The 15424-nt window shown below is 67.2% G+C and carries 19 protein-coding genes; 11 read left to right on the top strand and 8 right to left on the bottom strand.

Annotated elements, in window-relative coordinates; genetic code table 11:
- Window positions 1–283 precede the first annotated feature (283 nt).
- The gene (locus tag QRO91_RS09545; RefSeq protein WP_010481100.1) at window positions 284–1183 is read right to left on the bottom strand and encodes a LysR substrate-binding domain-containing protein; all 900 of its coding nucleotides are present in this window, start codon (window positions 1181–1183) and stop codon (window positions 284–286) included.
- A 98-nt stretch (window positions 1184–1281) separates the two neighbouring features.
- Between QRO91_RS09545 and QRO91_RS09540 the strand changes: the two genes are divergently transcribed.
- Window positions 1282–1425 (top strand): hypothetical protein, encoded by a 144-nt coding sequence (locus tag QRO91_RS09540; protein ID WP_180849023.1) that lies wholly within the window; start codon window positions 1282–1284, stop codon window positions 1423–1425.
- 7 nt (window positions 1426–1432) lie between these two features.
- On the opposite strand, the gene QRO91_RS09535 is transcribed toward QRO91_RS09540, so the two are convergent.
- Both QRO91_RS09535 and QRO91_RS09530 read right to left on the bottom strand, forming a co-directional pair.
- Window positions 1433–1999 carry a GIY-YIG nuclease family protein gene (locus tag QRO91_RS09535; protein ID WP_049428968.1) on the bottom strand — a complete coding sequence of 189 codons (567 nt, stop codon included), beginning with the start codon at window positions 1997–1999 and terminating at the stop codon, window positions 1433–1435.
- 42 nt (window positions 2000–2041) lie between these two features.
- The gene (locus tag QRO91_RS09530) at window positions 2042–3595 is read right to left on the bottom strand and encodes an alkaline phosphatase (RefSeq protein ID WP_049428969.1); all 1554 of its coding nucleotides are present in this window, start codon (window positions 3593–3595) and stop codon (window positions 2042–2044) included.
- A 119-nt stretch (window positions 3596–3714) separates the two neighbouring features.
- On the opposite strand from QRO91_RS09530, the gene QRO91_RS09525 reads away from it, so the two are divergent.
- A complete protein-coding gene (locus QRO91_RS09525) occupies window positions 3715–4509 on the top strand; it encodes a D-alanyl-D-alanine carboxypeptidase family protein (RefSeq protein WP_049429007.1) in 795 nt (264 codons plus the stop codon).
- A 6-nt stretch (window positions 4510–4515) separates the two neighbouring features.
- Here the strand turns inward: QRO91_RS09525 and QRO91_RS09520 are convergent, their stop codons facing one another.
- Window positions 4516–5109, bottom strand: a complete 594-nt coding sequence (locus tag QRO91_RS09520; RefSeq protein WP_049428970.1) for a TetR/AcrR family transcriptional regulator — start codon at window positions 5107–5109, stop codon at window positions 4516–4518.
- Window positions 5110–5125: 16 nt separating this feature from the next.
- Window positions 5126–5722 carry an NAD(P)H-dependent oxidoreductase gene (locus QRO91_RS09515; RefSeq protein WP_049428971.1) on the bottom strand — a complete coding sequence of 199 codons (597 nt, stop codon included), beginning with the start codon at window positions 5720–5722 and terminating at the stop codon, window positions 5126–5128.
- A gap of 126 nt (window positions 5723–5848) precedes the next feature.
- On the opposite strand from QRO91_RS09515, the gene QRO91_RS09510 reads away from it, so the two are divergent.
- Window positions 5849–6382, top strand: a complete 534-nt coding sequence (locus QRO91_RS09510) for a hypothetical protein (protein ID WP_049428972.1) — start codon at window positions 5849–5851, stop codon at window positions 6380–6382.
- Between the two features lie 151 nt (window positions 6383–6533).
- Here QRO91_RS09510 and QRO91_RS09505 read toward each other — a convergent pair whose 3' ends face one another.
- Complete coding sequence (locus QRO91_RS09505) at window positions 6534–7361, bottom strand: oxaloacetate decarboxylase (protein ID WP_049429008.1); 828 nt, start codon at window positions 7359–7361, stop codon at window positions 6534–6536.
- A 168-nt stretch (window positions 7362–7529) separates the two neighbouring features.
- On the opposite strand from QRO91_RS09505, the gene QRO91_RS09500 reads away from it, so the two are divergent.
- The 5 genes from QRO91_RS09500 (at window position 7530) to accC (ending at window position 11399) form a co-directional block, all read left to right on the top strand.
- Window positions 7530–8258: a DOPA 4,5-dioxygenase family protein gene (locus QRO91_RS09500; RefSeq protein ID WP_049428973.1), complete on the top strand. Its 729-nt coding sequence runs from the start codon at window positions 7530–7532 to the stop codon at window positions 8256–8258.
- 358 nt (window positions 8259–8616) lie between these two features.
- A complete protein-coding gene (gene aroQ / locus QRO91_RS09495; protein ID WP_049428974.1) occupies window positions 8617–9066 on the top strand; it encodes a type II 3-dehydroquinate dehydratase in 450 nt (149 codons plus the stop codon).
- Window positions 9063–9488, top strand: coding sequence for a lysozyme inhibitor LprI family protein (locus tag QRO91_RS09490; protein ID WP_049428975.1), 426 nt, complete (start codon window positions 9063–9065; stop codon window positions 9486–9488). Before aroQ ends, QRO91_RS09490 begins: the two co-directional genes overlap by 4 nt.
- 53 nt (window positions 9489–9541) lie before the next feature.
- Window positions 9542–10021, top strand: coding sequence for an acetyl-CoA carboxylase biotin carboxyl carrier protein (accB, locus tag QRO91_RS09485; RefSeq protein ID WP_010481080.1), 480 nt, complete (start codon window positions 9542–9544; stop codon window positions 10019–10021).
- A gap of 10 nt (window positions 10022–10031) precedes the next feature.
- The gene (gene accC / locus QRO91_RS09480; protein WP_049428976.1) at window positions 10032–11399 is read left to right on the top strand and encodes an acetyl-CoA carboxylase biotin carboxylase subunit; all 1368 of its coding nucleotides are present in this window, start codon (window positions 10032–10034) and stop codon (window positions 11397–11399) included.
- 127 nt (window positions 11400–11526) lie between these two features.
- Here the strand turns inward: accC and QRO91_RS09475 are convergent, their stop codons facing one another.
- Together QRO91_RS09475 and QRO91_RS09470 are read right to left on the bottom strand one after the other, a co-directional pair.
- On the bottom strand, window positions 11527–11901 hold the full coding sequence (locus tag QRO91_RS09475) for a hypothetical protein (RefSeq protein ID WP_005411254.1): 375 nt from the start codon (window positions 11899–11901) through the stop codon (window positions 11527–11529).
- Complete coding sequence (locus QRO91_RS09470; protein WP_049428977.1) at window positions 11898–12863, bottom strand: hypothetical protein; 966 nt, start codon at window positions 12861–12863, stop codon at window positions 11898–11900. The genes QRO91_RS09475 and QRO91_RS09470 overlap by 4 nt, the downstream gene beginning before the upstream one ends.
- 164 nt (window positions 12864–13027) lie before the next feature.
- Here QRO91_RS09470 and prmA point away from each other — a divergent pair, with 164 nt between their 5' ends.
- The 3 genes from prmA (at window position 13028) to fis (ending at window position 15151) form a co-directional block, all read left to right on the top strand.
- Window positions 13028–13948: a 50S ribosomal protein L11 methyltransferase gene (gene prmA, locus QRO91_RS09465; RefSeq protein ID WP_197620223.1), complete on the top strand. Its 921-nt coding sequence runs from the start codon at window positions 13028–13030 to the stop codon at window positions 13946–13948.
- A gap of 42 nt (window positions 13949–13990) precedes the next feature.
- The gene (locus tag QRO91_RS09460; protein ID WP_049428979.1) at window positions 13991–14761 is read left to right on the top strand and encodes a DUF3426 domain-containing protein; all 771 of its coding nucleotides are present in this window, start codon (window positions 13991–13993) and stop codon (window positions 14759–14761) included.
- A 114-nt stretch (window positions 14762–14875) separates the two neighbouring features.
- Window positions 14876–15151: a DNA-binding transcriptional regulator Fis gene (gene fis, locus QRO91_RS09455; RefSeq protein ID WP_005419706.1), complete on the top strand. Its 276-nt coding sequence runs from the start codon at window positions 14876–14878 to the stop codon at window positions 15149–15151.
- Window positions 15152–15424: the final 273 nt, after the last annotated feature.

The raw sequence follows: 15424 nt of genomic DNA, 5'->3' as shown, positions 1-15424 counted from the left end.
CACCGGGCTCACGCCGACATCGTTGGGGGCGCCCGAGTTCACCCCGACAGCCGGCGGGGGGGGGGCCGCCACGTCCCCGCCCGCGCCGGGGCTCTTCGCGCGTGTGTAGGGGTTGGGCAGCTAAGATGCCGCGCGGCGTGGGGGGGGTCCGTTGCCCCGGGCGCGGCCCCGCAGAACCCCGGGGGCTGAGGAGGAACGAGGCCCGGAGCGGCTCATGAATTCGGCGAAGAAGCCGTCGAGCATGGCTCGACGCTACAGATGCGAGATCGAGCACCGCGCCACGCTACAGATGCGCGTCTGCCATGTGCCGCACGTGCTCGGCGGCCTGCGCATGCAGCCAGTCGCGGAACGCGAGGAAGCCACGATGGCTGGCCGAGCGCTGCGGGTACACCAGCCAATGTGGCCAGTCGGTCTTCAGGCGCTGGCTGGACAGCGCGACCAACTGGCCCGAATCCAGCAGCAGCCGCGCCCGCGTCACCCGCCCGAGGGCCACGCCCACGCCATCCAGAGCGGCGCGATGGTGCGCCTCCGAATCATCCAGCACCGCCACGAAGCGCGACGGCGGGCTCTGCCCGCTCAACGCGAACCAGGCGCCCCATGCCCCGTCCGGATCACCCAGCAGCGGCCACTGGGTCAACGGCACACGGTCGACGCCTCCCATGCGTTCGATCAGCGCCGGGCTCGCCATTGGCAGCAGCCATTCGTCGAACAGCGGCTCCACCACCAAGCCTGGCCATTGCCCGCTGCCCAGCCGCAGCGCGGCGTCGAACTGGCGCTGCCGCTCGAAATCAATCAGGCGTTCACTCGACTGCAGGTTGATCTCGATCTGTGGGTGCTCTGCCACGAAGTGACCCAGGCGCGGCACCAGCCAGGCCGAGGCCATCGACGGTACCGCGCTGATCGTCAGCACGTGCTCGGCACGTGCGGCATAGGGCTGGAAGGCTTCGTTGATCGCATCCAGATGCGGACCCACCTGGTCGAGCAGGCGCTGGCCCTCCAGGGTGAGGGTGACACCACGCGGCTGGCGGATCAGCAGCGGCTGCCCGAGCCGTTCTTCCAGCTGCCGCATCTGATGGCTGAGCGCGCTGACGGTCAGGTTCATCGACGCCGCCGCGCGCGACAGGTTGCCGAGCCGGGCGGCGGCCACGAAGCCCTGCAGGGCATGGAGCGGTGGGCGGGACATCAGGCTTGAATTCCTCTCAAGGCATGCTTGCGGAAATGTCGCTTTTTCCCCGCCCATGCTGCCCGTATCGTGCAATCCACTCAAGTGGAGGCACGCTCATGAACATCTTCGGCGGCTTGTTGTTCCTGCAGGGCCACGTGGCCAGCACCGAGCTGGCACGCCAGCTGGCCAGCCCTCCCACACCTGCCCCGCAGTGCGCGCAGCAACCGGCTGCGCCTGTTCAGCCGCCGAGAACCCGTTGAACGCTCCTCACCCTGCGTACCAGCGTTGGACGTGTTCAGGCAGCCACGGGATCGGATCGATATCCAATGCCCGACAACCGTCGAGGGTGTCACGCAGCGCGCGCTCGCCGGGGCCACTGGGCAGCCGCAGGCCTTCCTCCTCCGGAAGTTGCACCGCAGCCCAGTCGTGCAGCCGGTCCATGCGCAGGCGCAGGGCGGCCCGCAGCCACGCCTTCAGTGGATAGCAGCGATAGCCTTGTTCGCCCAACGCGATAATTGCACGCGACAAGGCCTGGTTGGCACCACGTACCCATTCGGTGCGGCCTCCAGCCTTGTCCTGGACCGTCATCGGCGCCGGCGCGCGGTGCGCCTTGAACGGCGAACGCAGCTGCAGCTCCAGGTCTCGCGCATCGCGCTCGCTTTCCGCTTCCACCAGTGCACCGGCGTCGAGGTCGAAGAACTCGAACCAACGCCGGTGCAATGCGCTGATGCGTCCGAGCGGATCACGTGAGAAACCGATCTTCGCGTAGTCTTCCCACGCACAGGGGAAGACGTAGGCGAAGAAACGACCGTCGATGCGGATATCCGACTGCATGTGCGCAGGCTGCCTCGATAACAGCCCGGGTGCAACCGGGCGTTACCGTGGACGCTGCAGCGCCTCCTGCACCGCCGCAGCCACGTCGGTGTTGTCGATGTAACTGCCGTCGTTCCAGCGCACGTGCTGACGGTAGCCGGCATCAACGCCGCGCACGCGCTTGGCCAGCAGTTCCGACCCCGCGCCCTTGGCCCACAATGGCACCAGCGCGTTGGAGTGGTTACCGGTGGGTCGGAAGCTCATCCCCGGCATGCGGCCGCGTCCATGGTTCCTTATCGGTTCGAAGGCCACGATCTGCGCGTCCGGGCCCATCGGCATGCTGTTGTCGTGGTCGGTGGTGACGATCAACAGGTTTCGCTCCCAGCCACCGTTACGCTCGATCCAGTCGACCACCGCCGTCACCGCGTCGTTGAACTCCACAGTTTCCTCGATCAGGCGGCCGTACTGCGGCTGGTCCGTGCACTGGCCGTAGTGCCATTCGGTACCGCAGGCACTGGTATGCGCGGCCCAGTCGGTGGCGCCGCCTTCCACCATCAGGAACAAGCCGCGGGGGGAACGCTGCTGCAGGAACTGCAGCGCGCCACGGGTCATGGTCGCCAGATCGGGCACGCTGTCGATCTTCCTCACTCCCGAAGGCGTGGCTGCATCCTTGCCCAGCACCTGCAGGCGGCGCGCCTGCTGCAGGGTGTTGGCCACGCGCGGTACACCGATCAGCGGCCTGTCGGCCGGCAACCGTCCCTGCGCCAGTGCGGCGAACGCTTCCTTGCTGCGGATCAGGCGCCACGGTCCCGCCGGATTGCCGGCGATGGTGCTGCCCGCTTCCAGCTGCTGCCAATCCTGCTGCGACACCCACTGCCATGGATTCGCGCAGCCCTCTGCGTTTGCGGCGTCCGTGCCTTCGTTACAGGCGCGGCCGTCGACGCTGTAGCCGGGGCCACCGGTGCCCATCACCAGGTCCATGTGCCCTTGCGACAGCATCTGGTGGGCGATGGCGTGGTAGTTGTTGCGCGCTGCGTTCTGCGCTGCGAACGCAGCGGGCGTGGCGTGCGCGAAAGGCACCGAGGTGACCACGCCGGTGGCCATTCCCAGGCGCTTGGCGCGCAGCGTGTTGAATTCAACAGCGTTGCCATCGTTGTCCACATTGATGGCGTTGTTGTAGGTCTTGATGCCCGAAGACAGCGCCGTGCCTGCTGCGGCGCTGTCGGTCGCCACCGCGGCCAGGTACTGGTAGCCGGCGAACGGCAGGTCCTGCGCCGGCACCGGCTCGGTATCCCAGGCCTTGCCAACGTCGTAGCCGAGGGTCTGCGCGTTGTCGCCGGTCGGCTGGCTGCTGGCGTTCAACGGGAACGTGGTGACCGCCAGGCGATGCGGGAAATCCGCATAGGGGGCGCCTTCGCGGCTGCCGTATTGCCAGTAGGCAGCGGCATCCCAGGTACCCCAACCCGCGCCGTCATTGATCATCACGATCACGTTGTACGGACGGACGTCACCGGAAGGAACGGCCCCGGCACGCAGAGCGGGCTGGCAGCCGCCAAGCCCGGCCAGCGCAAGCAGCAGCGAGGAGTGGAGCCAGCGGCGTGGCGTACGTGCCGTCATTGAACAGTCTCCCAGGCCATAGGCGGCCGAAATGACGGTACGTTATATCGTTTCAATATTGCAGCTTCATGCAGCCGCCGCGGACTATCCTGCAGGCCTCCTTCGCCATCGCCGCATGCATGCCGTCTCCCACCTCCGCGCGCGACCCGCTCTCGTCCATCACCCTCGATGCAGCAACCCTCACGGTGATCCACCAGCACAACGCCGACATCGCACGACAGCCGGCGTCGCTGACCAAGCTGATGACCGCCTACGCGGCCTACGCATGCATCGGGGAGTACGGGCACTCGTGGGACGAAACGGTCACCGTCGCTGACGACGATGTGCATGCCGTGGCCGACGACGAAACGCGCATGGGGCTTGTCCCCGGAGAGACCGTCACCCTGGGACGTCTGCTGGAAGGCCTGATGATCGTCTCCGGCAATGACGCGGCACTGGCCATGGCACGTCATCTGGGCGGATCGCAGCCTGCATTCCTGGAACGCATGAACCGGCACGCGCGCCAGCTGGGCCTTCGCAGCACGTGGTTCGCCAGCGTGTCGGGCATCACCACGCCGCGTCATGCATCCAGCGCGCGTGACATGGCGGTGCTGGCCGCCTGCCTGCTGAACGATCATCCGCAGATCCTGGCGATCACCGCGCAGCGCGCGTTTGAACATGGCAGCTTCAGCCGCAACAACCAGAACGCCCTGCTGGGCGATGACGGCGTGGATGGATTGAAGACCGGTTATACCCGCGCTGCAGGCTTCTGCCTGGCGGCGACCGCGTGCCGGGCGGTACCCGGGCGTGCGCAGCCGGTGCGGCTGATCACCGTGGCCCTGGGTTCTGAAAGCCGCGAGGCACGCGATGCACGGGTACGTGAGTTGCTGGCCGACGGTTTCGCTGCGCTGGCCGGCACCGCCATGGATGCCTGAGGCCGATCAGCGGCGCTTGACCGTAGCCACGATCAGGCGCTGCAATTCGGCTTCGGCGTCACCCTTGTCCAGCGCCCCGGCAACCACGGCTTCGGACAGGGCTTCGGCTGCACCGAGAATCGCCCAACACCCCGCCAGCGGCACTGAGCCGTCAGCGGCGAACGGGCCCAGCCAGGCGTCGCAGTTGTCGATGAAGTCCTGCTGGTAGCGCCGGCGCACCTCATGCAGCTCCGGCGCGCCCACCAGCGCGGCGAGGATGCCCTGCACTTCACTGCCCTGGCTGAGGATGCAGTCGATGTAACCGGAGGCGATGGCGGCCGCACGATCAGCCAGCTGTGCCCTGGCGCGACCGATACGCTCGTGGAAGACCACCGTCTGCCGTCCGTCGTAGTCATCGTAGAGCGCGGCCAGCAGGCCGTTGCGGGTCACGAAGTGGTCGTAGGCCACCGGCTTGGTCACGCCCGCCGCTTCGGCCAGCCGGCCCAGCGTCAGCGCATCGGTGCCTTCTTCGCCGACCAGCGTCCACGCCACCTCCAGCAGCTGGCGGGCGCGCTGCTCTCGGGTCAGGCGGCGGCGCATGGGAGAGGTGTTGGCAGGCATCAGCGGAACACGGTGATCAACTCATCGGAGTACCAATTTTACGGCCGATTTCCACGGCGGTCTGCAGGTGTGCCTGCGCGGCACCGCTGTCGGCGTCGAGCAGCAGTTCGGACGACAGCACGCGCGCGCCACAGTAGTCGAAGATGCCCATGTCGATCTGGGTCTTCATCGCTGTGCCATAGCCGCGCCGTTCGATCATTTCCGCGCCCGCACCGCCAACGCCGACCAGGTGCACGCGCAGGCGCTGCAGCTTCTTCTGCACCTTGCCATCGGCGCCGTCCTGATAGGCCCAGCCCTGGGTGAACACGCGATCGATCCATCCCTTCAGCAGCGCGGGGAACGACCACCAGTACAGCGGATAGACCAGCACCAGCGTATCGGTGGCGTCCAGCCGTGCATGCTCGGCGGCCACGTCGGCCGGCACCACGCCGGTGCCACGGAACAGCGCCTGGTCCTGCGCGGTGAAGCGCGGATCGAAGCCCTCGGCCATCAGGTCGGCGTGGGCCACGGTGTTGCCGGCATCGCTCGCAGCGATGGCGTCGCCGATGCGCTGGGCGATGGCATGGGTGAGCGAACCGGGTTCGGGATGGGCGGTGACGATGAGGCTATGCATGCGGGAACGCTCCAGGATTCTCTACCTACCAATGGTAAGTATCAATTTCCGGGACACCAGCACCACCGGTGGGACGCTGTTTTCGCACCCCTTATAGTGACGAGGTTGCCCGTGAGATTCCCGACGATGCGCCGATACCTGTTTGCTTCATTGATGTACCTGTTGCTGGTTACGTCGGCACCGCCTGCCTTGGCCGGCGAGCTCACCCCGGCCGAGTCGGCCGGCCTGCGCGAGGACGTACAGGCGATGTTGACCGCATTCGCCAAGGGCGATGCCGAGCTGATCATCGCCCGCACGCATCCCAGCCTGAAACGCCTGGCCGGTGGCGATGAGACCTACGCCCAGTCGACCCGCGATACCGTCAAGGCATTGCACAAGGCTGGCGTCGTCATCATCAGTGACGAGGCCGGAGTGCCCGGCCGCACCTATGCCGCCGGTGACGAAGAAGTCTGCTTCGTACCGCGGCAGTCACTGCTGCGTGTGCGCGAAACCGCTATCCGCAGCACCTCGTTCATGGTTGCCGTGCGCCACGTCGGCACTTCGCAGTGGCGCTACCTTGATGGCGCCGGGCTGATCGACAATCCAGCGATGCTCCGGCAGCTGTTGCCGGCACTCGAGCCGGGCGTGATCCTGCCCAAGGGCGGAGTGGAAACGCTGTAGCGCACTTGCAGGGCGACGCTACGCTCCGGCGCATCCATCCACGCATGGCGTGGATCCATCGGCATGCGGGCACAGCTCCTCGGTGGGTGCGTAGCTTGCTGCGCACCGGGCATCCTGCATCCACGCATGGCGAGTATCTACCGGCTGTCCGCTAGCGGAACAACGCGTTCAACGCCGCACCCGAGGCCGCCTGCTGCAGGCCATCGAAACGACCGTCCTGCATGATCGGCTGTGTCGCCTGCATCAAACCTCCCCAGGCGGCGCGCGCCAGCGCACCCCCCAGGCTGACCCGCCGCACGCCGAGTGCGGCGATGTCCTGCAGGCTCAGCGGCGTCGGCCCACCGACCAGCAGGTTCACCGGCTTCGTTCCTGCTGCGGCAACCACCGCACGGATCTGCTCCGGGGTCGTGATGCCGGGTGCGTACAGCACATCGGCACCGGCTTCGGCATAGGCGCGCAGGCGCTGCAGCGTGTCCTGCAGGTCGGGCACGCCCACGAAGAAGTTCTCGGCACGCCCGACCAGCAGCACCTCGCCGCCCGCACGGTCGATGGCCGCACGCGCCGCACGCAGGCGTTCGACCGCCTGGTCGATCGGGCGCAGCGGTGCATCGGCCACGCCACTGGCGTCCTCGATCGACAGCGCGGCGATGCCGGTATCGATCGCTGCGGCCACCGCCTCCCCCACCGCCTGCGGCGTGGCGCCGAAGCCATCACCGAAATCGGCATTCAATGGAAGTGCTGTCGCCGCCGCCATCAGCCTCAGGTGCTCCAAGGTGGCCTGCAGCGAGACCGCACCGTCCGGTCGCCCTTCGCTCCAGGCGCAGCCGGCACTGGTGGTGGCCAATGCCAGGAAGCCCTGCCGCTGCAGGTAGCGCGCACTGCCCACGTCCCATGGGTTGGGCAGCACGAAGCACCCCTGCGCGTGCAGTTGGCGGAAAGACACACGCTTGTGCTGTGTGTCGGCATCGGGCGGGGTCATGGCAGGGCTCCGGGGCGGCAGACCTGCACCGTAGCCCGCCGTGCGGTCGCGCTCAATGGCATCGAAGCCCGCCATGCATGAGGTGATGCTGCCTGCTTATTGGACGCCACCGGCCACACTGCCCGAGCGTGCGTGCTTGCCCACACCCATGCCGCCACGGAGCCCTTCATGCAGCCTGACCCGCATCTCCTCATCGATGACGGCGACGATGACGCCCACTGGGCCGACCTGCTTTCGCCGGCACGGCGGCGCCTCATCGCCTCGGCCGGGCTGGCCGCCGGAGGCCTGGCCAGTGCCTCGACAGCCTCGGCATCGCCCCATGGCGACGTTGCAGCGAACACCACCGAGCCCGGCCGTCCCGGCTTCCGTGCCATCGTGCCGCCGGCGCCGAAGGGGCGCAGTCCCTGGGGCCAGGCCACGGCCAGCGAACCCACCCCGCGGCCAGCCAGCGTGCGTCCCGGCGAAGCCACGCTGCCCACCACCCCGCGCGCCTATACCGACATCAAGAGCTATCACGCACATATCTACTTCGATGAAGACAGCTTCGAGAAAGCCGCCCTGCTGCGGCGCTGGGCGGCCGAGCGCTTCCCGGTGGAACTGGGCAACTGGAACCTGGAGCCGCGCGGCCCGCATGTAACACCGTCGTTCTACTTCGGCTTCAACAACGACCTGCTGCCGGTGTTGGTGCCGTGGCTGCAGCTCAACAGCCTGGGGCTGACCATCCTGATCCATCCCAACACCGGCGATGGCCGCGCCGACCATCTGTACTACGCCCTGTGGGTGAACCGCGCGCAGCCGGTGAACGCCTACAACTGGCCGGTGCCCAAGCCGGGCGAGCGGGAGGCATTGGAAGAAGTGTTCCCGAACGTGGTGCCGACGGTGCCGCTGGAGACGTGAGCCGCCTTTCCCGCAGGTGCGCAGCTTGCTGCGCACCTTGGGCTGCCCTCCGGTGGGTGCGTAGCTTGCTGCGCACCGAACTTCCATCATCCATGCATGGCGGGGATCTACCGGTCGGTGGCCCTTCACCCGCACGTGGCGCGGGTCCCCGGACAAGGCTCTTGCCGCCATCGTCGGCCTACGTGCACGCATCCCCCGCCCGCACGGCGTTCAGCGCGCCTTGAACCGCCGCCCCGCATAGGGCCACAAGCGCTTCGGCAGATTTCAAACAAACGATTGAAACGCAGCAAACTTCGCCGAACTGGACAGCATCCGCCGGTTCCGCCAGACTGCCGCCCTTTCCCGTCTTCCGGATCCCATGGCGAAGCTGCTGGTCCTGCACGGCCCCAACCTCAACCTGCTCGGCACCCGCGAGCCGGAGGTCTACGGCCACACCACGCTGGCCGACATCGACCAGGCCCTGATCGCGCAGGCCGCCGCCGCCGGGCACACCGTGGAGAGCCTGCAGTCCAACGCCGAGCATGTGCTGGTGGATCGCGTGCAGGCGGCGCGCAACGACGGAACCGCTTTCATCCTGATCAACCCCGCCGCCTTCACCCACACCTCGGTCGCCCTGCGTGACGCGCTGGCGGCGGTGGCGCTGCCGTTCATCGAGATCCACCTGTCCAACCCGCACACACGCGAACCGTTCCGCCAGCACAGCTACTTCAGTGACAAGGCGGTGGGCGTGGTGTGTGGTTTCGGTGCCGACAGCTATCGCTACGCGATGGATGCGGCGCTGCTGCGCGTACAGGCGGCCGTCGCGTGAAGGTGCTGCCGCACGTGCTTGCCAGCATCCTGCTGTGGGCCGGCCTGTGCGGTGCCACCGCGGCATTCGACCGCAAGGACGAAGGCATCGACTGCGCGCATCCGACCACCACGATGGAGAGCGACCTGTGCGCCTCGGACGTGGCCGCGGCCGCTGACGCCGAACTCAATGCCGTATACGCCCTGGCGCGAAAGCAACTGCGCACGCCGGCCAAAGGCGGCAGCTGCAGCTACTGCGGCGATGCCGAGCAGCAGCTGGTGCTGGCGCAGCGCGCCTGGGTGCAGCTGCGCGACCACGACTGCAACGCGGTCTATGCCCTCAATTCCGATGGCACGGCACGCAACGGCGCACAGATGCGCTGCCTGACCACCCTCGCGCGCGATCGTACGCGCCAGCTGCGCGAGTTCTACGAACTGCTTTGACCCGAGCGCGCTGCGCTCCCCACCACACTGACATCAAGAGCAAAGAGGCCACCATGGATCTCCGCAAAATCAAGAAGCTGATCGACCTGCTGGAAGAGTCGAACCTGGCTGAAATCGAAATCAAGGAAGGCGAAGAGTCGGTGCGCCTGTCGCGCGCCCCGGTGGCCGGCTATGCCGCCCCGGTCGCCGCACCGGTGTACGCCGCTCCGGCCGCCCCGGCACCGCAGGCGATGCCGATGCAGTCGCCGACCGAAGCCTCCACCGGCGGTACCGCCAAGCCGGGCCCGGCGCTGCCGGAAGGCCACGTGCTGCGTTCGCCGATGGTCGGCACCTTCTACGCTTCGTCCGCCCCGGACAAGCCGGCCTTCGTCACCGTTGGCCAGCAGGTCAAGGAAGGCGAGACCCTGGCCATCATCGAAGCAATGAAGATGTTCAACCCGATCGAGGCCGACAAGTCCGGCACCATCGTCGCCATCCTCGGCGAGAACGGCCAGCCGGTGGAATTCGACCAGCCGCTGTTCGTGATCGGCTGAGGGGCACGCCATGCTCGACAAAGTCGTCATCGCCAACCGAGGGGAAATCGCGCTGCGCATCCTGCGCGCGTGCCACACCCTCGGCATCCGCACGGTGGCCGTGCATTCCACGGTCGACCGCAACCTCAAGCACGTGGCCATGGCCGACGAGTCGGTCTGCATCGGCCCGGCGCCGTCGCCGCAGAGCTACCTCAACATCCCGGCGCTGATCGCCGCTGCTGAAGTCACCGACGCGCAGGCGATCCACCCGGGTTACGGCTTCCTGTCGGAGAACGCCGACTTCGCCGAACGCGTGGAAGAGTCCGGCTTCATCTTCATCGGCCCCAAGGCCGACACCATCCGCATGATGGGCGACAAGGTCGAAGCCATCCGCGCGATGAAGTCGGCCGGCGTGCCGTGCGTGCCCGGCTCGGGCGGCCCGCTGGGCGAGGACATCGTCGCCAACACCAAGATCGCCCGTGAGATCGGCTACCCGGTCATCATCAAGGCGGCCGGCGGTGGTGGTGGCCGTGGCATGCGCGTCGTGCACGCCGAAGCCTCGCTGAAGACCTCGATCGAAACCACCAAGAGCGAGGCCAAGGCCGCGTTCGGCAATGGCGAGGTCTACATGGAGAAGTTCCTGGAGAATCCGCGCCACGTGGAAATCCAGGTGCTGGCCGACGGCCAGGGCAACGCCATCCACCTGGGTGAGCGCGACTGCTCGATGCAGCGCCGCCACCAGAAGGTGGTGGAAGAAGCCCCGGCACCGGGCATCACCGCCGAACAGCGCGAGCAGATCGGCAAGGTGTGCACCGAAGCCTGCATCCGCATCGGCTACCGCGGCGCGGGCACGTTCGAGTTCCTGTACGAGGACGGCCGCTTCTACTTCATCGAAATGAACACCCGCATCCAGGTGGAACATCCGGTCACCGAAATGGTCACCGGCATCGACCTGGTGGCCGAGCAGCTGAAGATCGCCGCTGGCCAGAAGCTGTCGATCAAGCAGAGCGACGTGGTGCTGACCGGCCACGCGATCGAGTGCCGCATCAACGCCGAAGACGCCGAGACCTTCGTGCCGAGCCCAGGCACCATCACCGGCTTCCATCCGCCGGGCGGCCCCGGCGTGCGCGTGGATACCCACATCTACAGTGGCTATCGCGTGCCGTCCAACTACGACTCGATGATCGGCAAGCTGATCGTGCACGGCCCGGACCGCGAAACCGCCATCGCCCGCATGCGGGTGGCGCTGAGCGAGATGGTGGTCGACGGCATCAAGACCAACATCGCCCTGCAGCAGCGGATCATGCGTGACAAGGGCTTCCAGGCCGGTGGCCAGAACATCCATTACCTGGAAAAGCGCCTTGCCGAGCGCAAGAACAAGCCGATCGCACTGACCTGATCGGCAGCAGGTGCTGGACATGAAAAGGGCGGGGATATCCCCGCCCTTTTCTGTTGTTGTAGAGCCGGGCCCACGCTCGGCTTGCTGGAAAAGCAGCCGAGCATGGCTCGGCTCTACAGCAGGTGCATCAGCGCTTGTCGGCAGCTTCGGCCGGGATCTGCGAATTCGCCAGCGGGCGAACACCATTGGGCGAGCTCGGGTCGACGATCACCATCGTCTCGGTGGACCCATCGGGCCACACCACCTGGAAAGTACTGCCTGCCGGCAACGAAGCAAACGGCATGCCGCTCTGCGCGCGATAGACCGCAGCGACCTGGCTGGCACCCACGCGGCGCACATCTTCCTGCGCCTTCACCGTGGTCAGTTCCACTTTTGAAAGATGCCGGTAACGATCTTCATAGGTGTCGATCATCAACAGCCCGACCGCGCCGGCCGAATAGGCCACGAACAGCGCCACCCAGAACCAGAACTTGGCTCCATGCAGGAATCGACGGTAGTTCATTGCCCGCCCCTCTTTCCAACCAATCGCTTGATCCACTGCTTCATTTTCCCCGCACCTTGCCGCGAAACCGCAGCGTCATACACGAAATCCCGGAAATCCTGCGTCCCATCCTGCGAACAGATCCCTCCATTCGCACAAAAACTGTTGACCAGCACACTGTCGGCACCACACGGTAGACCGAGTTCGCAGGCCGCAACCCGCCATGCCAGTTCACTGAGCTGTTCTCCCGCCACCAGGCCAGTGAGCGCCTGGTCCCCCGCCGCGCGCACGCCCATCCCCGGCGCGATCGCCATGAAGGCCTCCGGATCGCGCGATGTGCGCACCCGCTCGACCAGGTCACGGCGGTACTCGGGGCTGTCATGCAGCGGTTCGCCCTCGGCGAACAGCGATGCTTCCGCAGCCAGGTTGCCCTGCGTGGCCGCCTTGCGACGCTCGGCCAGCACCAGCGCGGACCCCAGCTTGTCACCGGGTACGAAACCGCCACAGCGCTGTGCCACGCGCTCGCGGGCCTGCACCATGGCCGGCGCGGCGGTCAGGCCCAGCCCGGCCAGCACGTTGTTGTCCAACCGGTAACCGCCCGGATCGATGGCGTACTGCGCGCAGTAGTCGTAGACCCGGCTGAGCATCCAGCGGGCTTCGTGGTTGCCTTCGTCGGCCTGCACGCGCAGGCGCTGCGCGTAGGCGTACAGATCGGTCGCATCCTCGATGTCCGCGCGCAGGTCCAGCGGCAGGCCCGAAGGCAGCCCGTTGCCGCGCTCGAACGCCGCCAGGCGACGCGCCAACGCTTCCGGCACGACCGGCAGGCTTGCCGCATCGTCCGCCGCAACCCGCGCCGTCGGCAGCTCGCCTGCGGTCACCGGCACCGATCCGGCATGGCCGCTGGCCCGATACCCGGCCACGCCCAGCACGGCCACCGCCGGCAGCACGAGCAACCAGGTTTTCAGGGTCGGAGCAAAGGCCATTGGCGGCAGTGAGCGTTCACGGCGCACAGGAAAGCACCAAGTTTAACAAGGCCCGACAGGCCTGTCTGAACCGGTTCCGTTCATCTCCGAGCGGCATCTCAGGCAATACGGAGACGCTCCGATGGTCTAGCATGGCCCCCTTTCCCGCGATTGCCCCCACCGCCATGCCGTTCCTGGAACTGACCCTGCGTTGCACCGAAGCTACCCAGCCCCGCTATGAGAATGCGCTGGAGGACGTTGGCGCACTGGCCGTCACGCTGCTTGATGCCGAGGCCGATACCAGCAACGAACAAGCCATCCTCGAGCCGGGCGTGGGCGAGACCCCGCTGTGGGACACCCTGGTGCTGAGCGCGCTGTTCCCGGCCGACAGCAATGCGCTGCTGCTGTTGGCCGCACTGGAGTCCTTCGACCCGGAGCTGGACTGGAGCAGCGGCAGCTTCCGCGCGGTCGAGGACGAAGACTGGGAACGCGCCTGGCTGGACCAGTTCCAGCCGATGGATTTCGGCAGCCGTACCTGGATCGTGCCGTGGAACCATGAACTGCCGGAGGCCGCGCAGGCGGCCGACGCCGCCGTGGTGCGGCTGGACCCGGGCCTGGCGTTCGGCTCGGGCACTCACCCGACCACCGCGCTCTGCCTGCGCTGGCTGGACCAGCTGGCCGTGGACGGCCTGCTGCAGGGCCAGCGCGTGCTCGACTTCGGCTGCGGCTCCGGCATCCTTGCGCTTGCCGCGCTGAAGCTGGGCGCCGCTGAGGCCATCGGCGTGGACAACGATCCGCAGGCACTGGTCGCCACCGCCGACAATGCCGAGCGCAACGGCCAGCAGGCGCGCATGCACGTCTACCTGCCACAGGACGAACCCGTCGCCACCTACCCGATCGTCGTCGCCAACATCCTTGCCTCGGCACTGGACGCGTTGGCCGAGCTGCTGGCCGCACGCGTCGCTGCCGGTGGCCGCATTGCCCTGTCCGGCATCCTGCATGGCCAGGAAGGTGAACTGCTGCAGCGCTATGGCGCATGGTTCGACGATCTGCAGGCCACCCAGGATGGCGACTGGATGCGCATCACCGGCGTGCGCCGCGCCTGATCGTGGTTGAATGACCGCTGGATCCGAGCCCGCACCCTGAGCATGTCCGAGCCGAACCCACCGCGCCGTCCCCTGGCCACCTTCCTGCGCACGACGCCGGAGGGTGAGGCTGCGCCTGCGACCGATGCGCGCACGCAGCACGACGTTGAGCACACAGCGCCTGCAATGCAGGCGCCGACCGAGCCCGTTGATCTGGCACATGCGCCGACGGCGGAGATGCGACACGACGATGACACGGTCATCGTTGATGACACCGCAGCCATCGAACCGGCACCGGTCGTACTACCGGCAACGACGGTTGCCGCCGATGCACCCAGTTTCCTCGGCAACCCGCGCCCACCTGCCCTGCCAACGCCGCGCTGGCACTGGGTGCTGGTCGCCGCGCTGGCGCTGCTGCTGGTCCTGCAGAGCGTGCTGGCCGATCGCACGCGGCTGGCCGCCGACGCCGGCAACCGTGCATGGCTGGGCACGCTCTGTGGCGTCCTGCGCTGCAGCCTGCCGGCCTGGCATGAACCCACCGCCTTCACCATGACCAGCCGCGAGATCCGCCCGCTGCCCGGGCAGGCCGGTGTGCTGCAGGTGCAGGCCAGCATCCGCAACGACGCACGCTGGGCACAGGCCTGGCCGGACCTGCGCCTGTCACTGTCCGATGCTGATGGCCGTGTGATCGGCAGCGGTGTGTTCACGCCTGCGCAGTACCTGGGCGAGAACCCCGGTGCGGCCCTGCTGGAACCGGGCCAGAGCGCGCGCGTCGCGTTCCGGGTACAGGAGCCCGCCGCATCCACCGTCGCATTCACCTTCGACTTCCTCTGACCGTGAAAAGGCGACCGGCCGTGGCAGGCCGGGCACGCTCGCGCTAGACTGGCCGCCACCACCTCGTCCGGCCGCGCGCTCCGCGCGCACGGGCCAACCGAATCGGGAACCCCCTTGAACGCTGTCCTTTCTCGTCCTGACAACAGTCGTGGCGCTCCCCGGCCACCGCTGCGTGAACATGTCGCCCAGTCCGTGCGCCGTTACCTGCGTGACCTTGATGGCTGCGACGCGGACGATGTCTACGAGATCGTGCTGCGCGAGATGGAGATTCCGTTGTTCGTGGAAGTGCTCAACCACTGCGAAGGCAACCAGAGCCGCGCTGCGGCAATGCTGGGCATCCACCGCGCCACCCTGCGCAAGAAGCTGAAGGAATACGGCATCAGCGCCTGAGCGCGCGCGTGGATAGTGCCGGCCGCTGGCCGGCAACCCCGTGAACGATGGCAGGATGTTGGCTTTTCCGGCCCCCGGCCCGGCCTAACCGTTGATTCACGCCATTTGTGGCATGATCACCGGGAGAATTACCCCCCCCCCCCCCCCGTCCAGTAATATCGCCCCAAAATGCCCCAAAACCGCGGGGGCTATCAGAACCAAATCACCCCCGAGATCAAGGCCCCCTGGGCCAAGATAAATATGCCCCAAAAACTTCATCAAAGGCACACCATT

Source organism: Stenotrophomonas maltophilia group sp. Smal32, assembly GCF_030237085.1.
Classification (GTDB): domain Bacteria; phylum Pseudomonadota; class Gammaproteobacteria; order Xanthomonadales; family Xanthomonadaceae; genus Stenotrophomonas; species Stenotrophomonas maltophilia_Q.
Note: the sequence above shows the minus strand (reverse complement) of the source record. Positions and strands in the feature narration are given on the sequence as shown.

Bases quoted from the DNA above. Each gene is read 5' to 3' on its own strand.
- QRO91_RS09545 (WP_010481100.1), bottom strand. From the start codon at position 1,183: ATGTCCCGCCCACCGCTCCATGCCCTGCAGGGCTTCGTGGCCGCCGCC.
- QRO91_RS09540 (WP_180849023.1), top strand. From the start codon at position 1,282: ATGAACATCTTCGGCGGCTTGTTGTTCCTGCAGGGCCACGTGGCCAGC.
- QRO91_RS09535 (WP_049428968.1), bottom strand. From the start codon at position 1,999: ATGCAGTCGGATATCCGCATCGACGGTCGTTTCTTCGCCTACGTCTTC.
- QRO91_RS09530 (WP_049428969.1), bottom strand. From the start codon at position 3,595: ATGACGGCACGTACGCCACGCCGCTGGCTCCACTCCTCGCTGCTGCTT.
- QRO91_RS09525 (WP_049429007.1), top strand. From the start codon at position 3,715: ATGCCGTCTCCCACCTCCGCGCGCGACCCGCTCTCGTCCATCACCCTC.
- QRO91_RS09520 (WP_049428970.1), bottom strand. From the start codon at position 5,109: ATGCCTGCCAACACCTCTCCCATGCGCCGCCGCCTGACCCGAGAGCAG.
- QRO91_RS09515 (WP_049428971.1), bottom strand. From the start codon at position 5,722: ATGCATAGCCTCATCGTCACCGCCCATCCCGAACCCGGTTCGCTCACC.
- QRO91_RS09510 (WP_049428972.1), top strand. From the start codon at position 5,849: ATGCGCCGATACCTGTTTGCTTCATTGATGTACCTGTTGCTGGTTACG.
- QRO91_RS09505 (WP_049429008.1), bottom strand. From the start codon at position 7,361: ATGACCCCGCCCGATGCCGACACACAGCACAAGCGTGTGTCTTTCCGC.
- QRO91_RS09500 (WP_049428973.1), top strand. From the start codon at position 7,530: ATGCAGCCTGACCCGCATCTCCTCATCGATGACGGCGACGATGACGCC.
- aroQ (WP_049428974.1), top strand. From the start codon at position 8,617: ATGGCGAAGCTGCTGGTCCTGCACGGCCCCAACCTCAACCTGCTCGGC.
- accB (WP_010481080.1), top strand. From the start codon at position 9,542: ATGGATCTCCGCAAAATCAAGAAGCTGATCGACCTGCTGGAAGAGTCG.
- accC (WP_049428976.1), top strand. From the start codon at position 10,032: ATGCTCGACAAAGTCGTCATCGCCAACCGAGGGGAAATCGCGCTGCGC.
- QRO91_RS09475 (WP_005411254.1), bottom strand. From the start codon at position 11,901: ATGAACTACCGTCGATTCCTGCATGGAGCCAAGTTCTGGTTCTGGGTG.
- QRO91_RS09470 (WP_049428977.1), bottom strand. From the start codon at position 12,863: ATGGCCTTTGCTCCGACCCTGAAAACCTGGTTGCTCGTGCTGCCGGCG.
- prmA (WP_197620223.1), top strand. From the start codon at position 13,028: ATGCCGTTCCTGGAACTGACCCTGCGTTGCACCGAAGCTACCCAGCCC.
- QRO91_RS09460 (WP_049428979.1), top strand. From the start codon at position 13,991: ATGTCCGAGCCGAACCCACCGCGCCGTCCCCTGGCCACCTTCCTGCGC.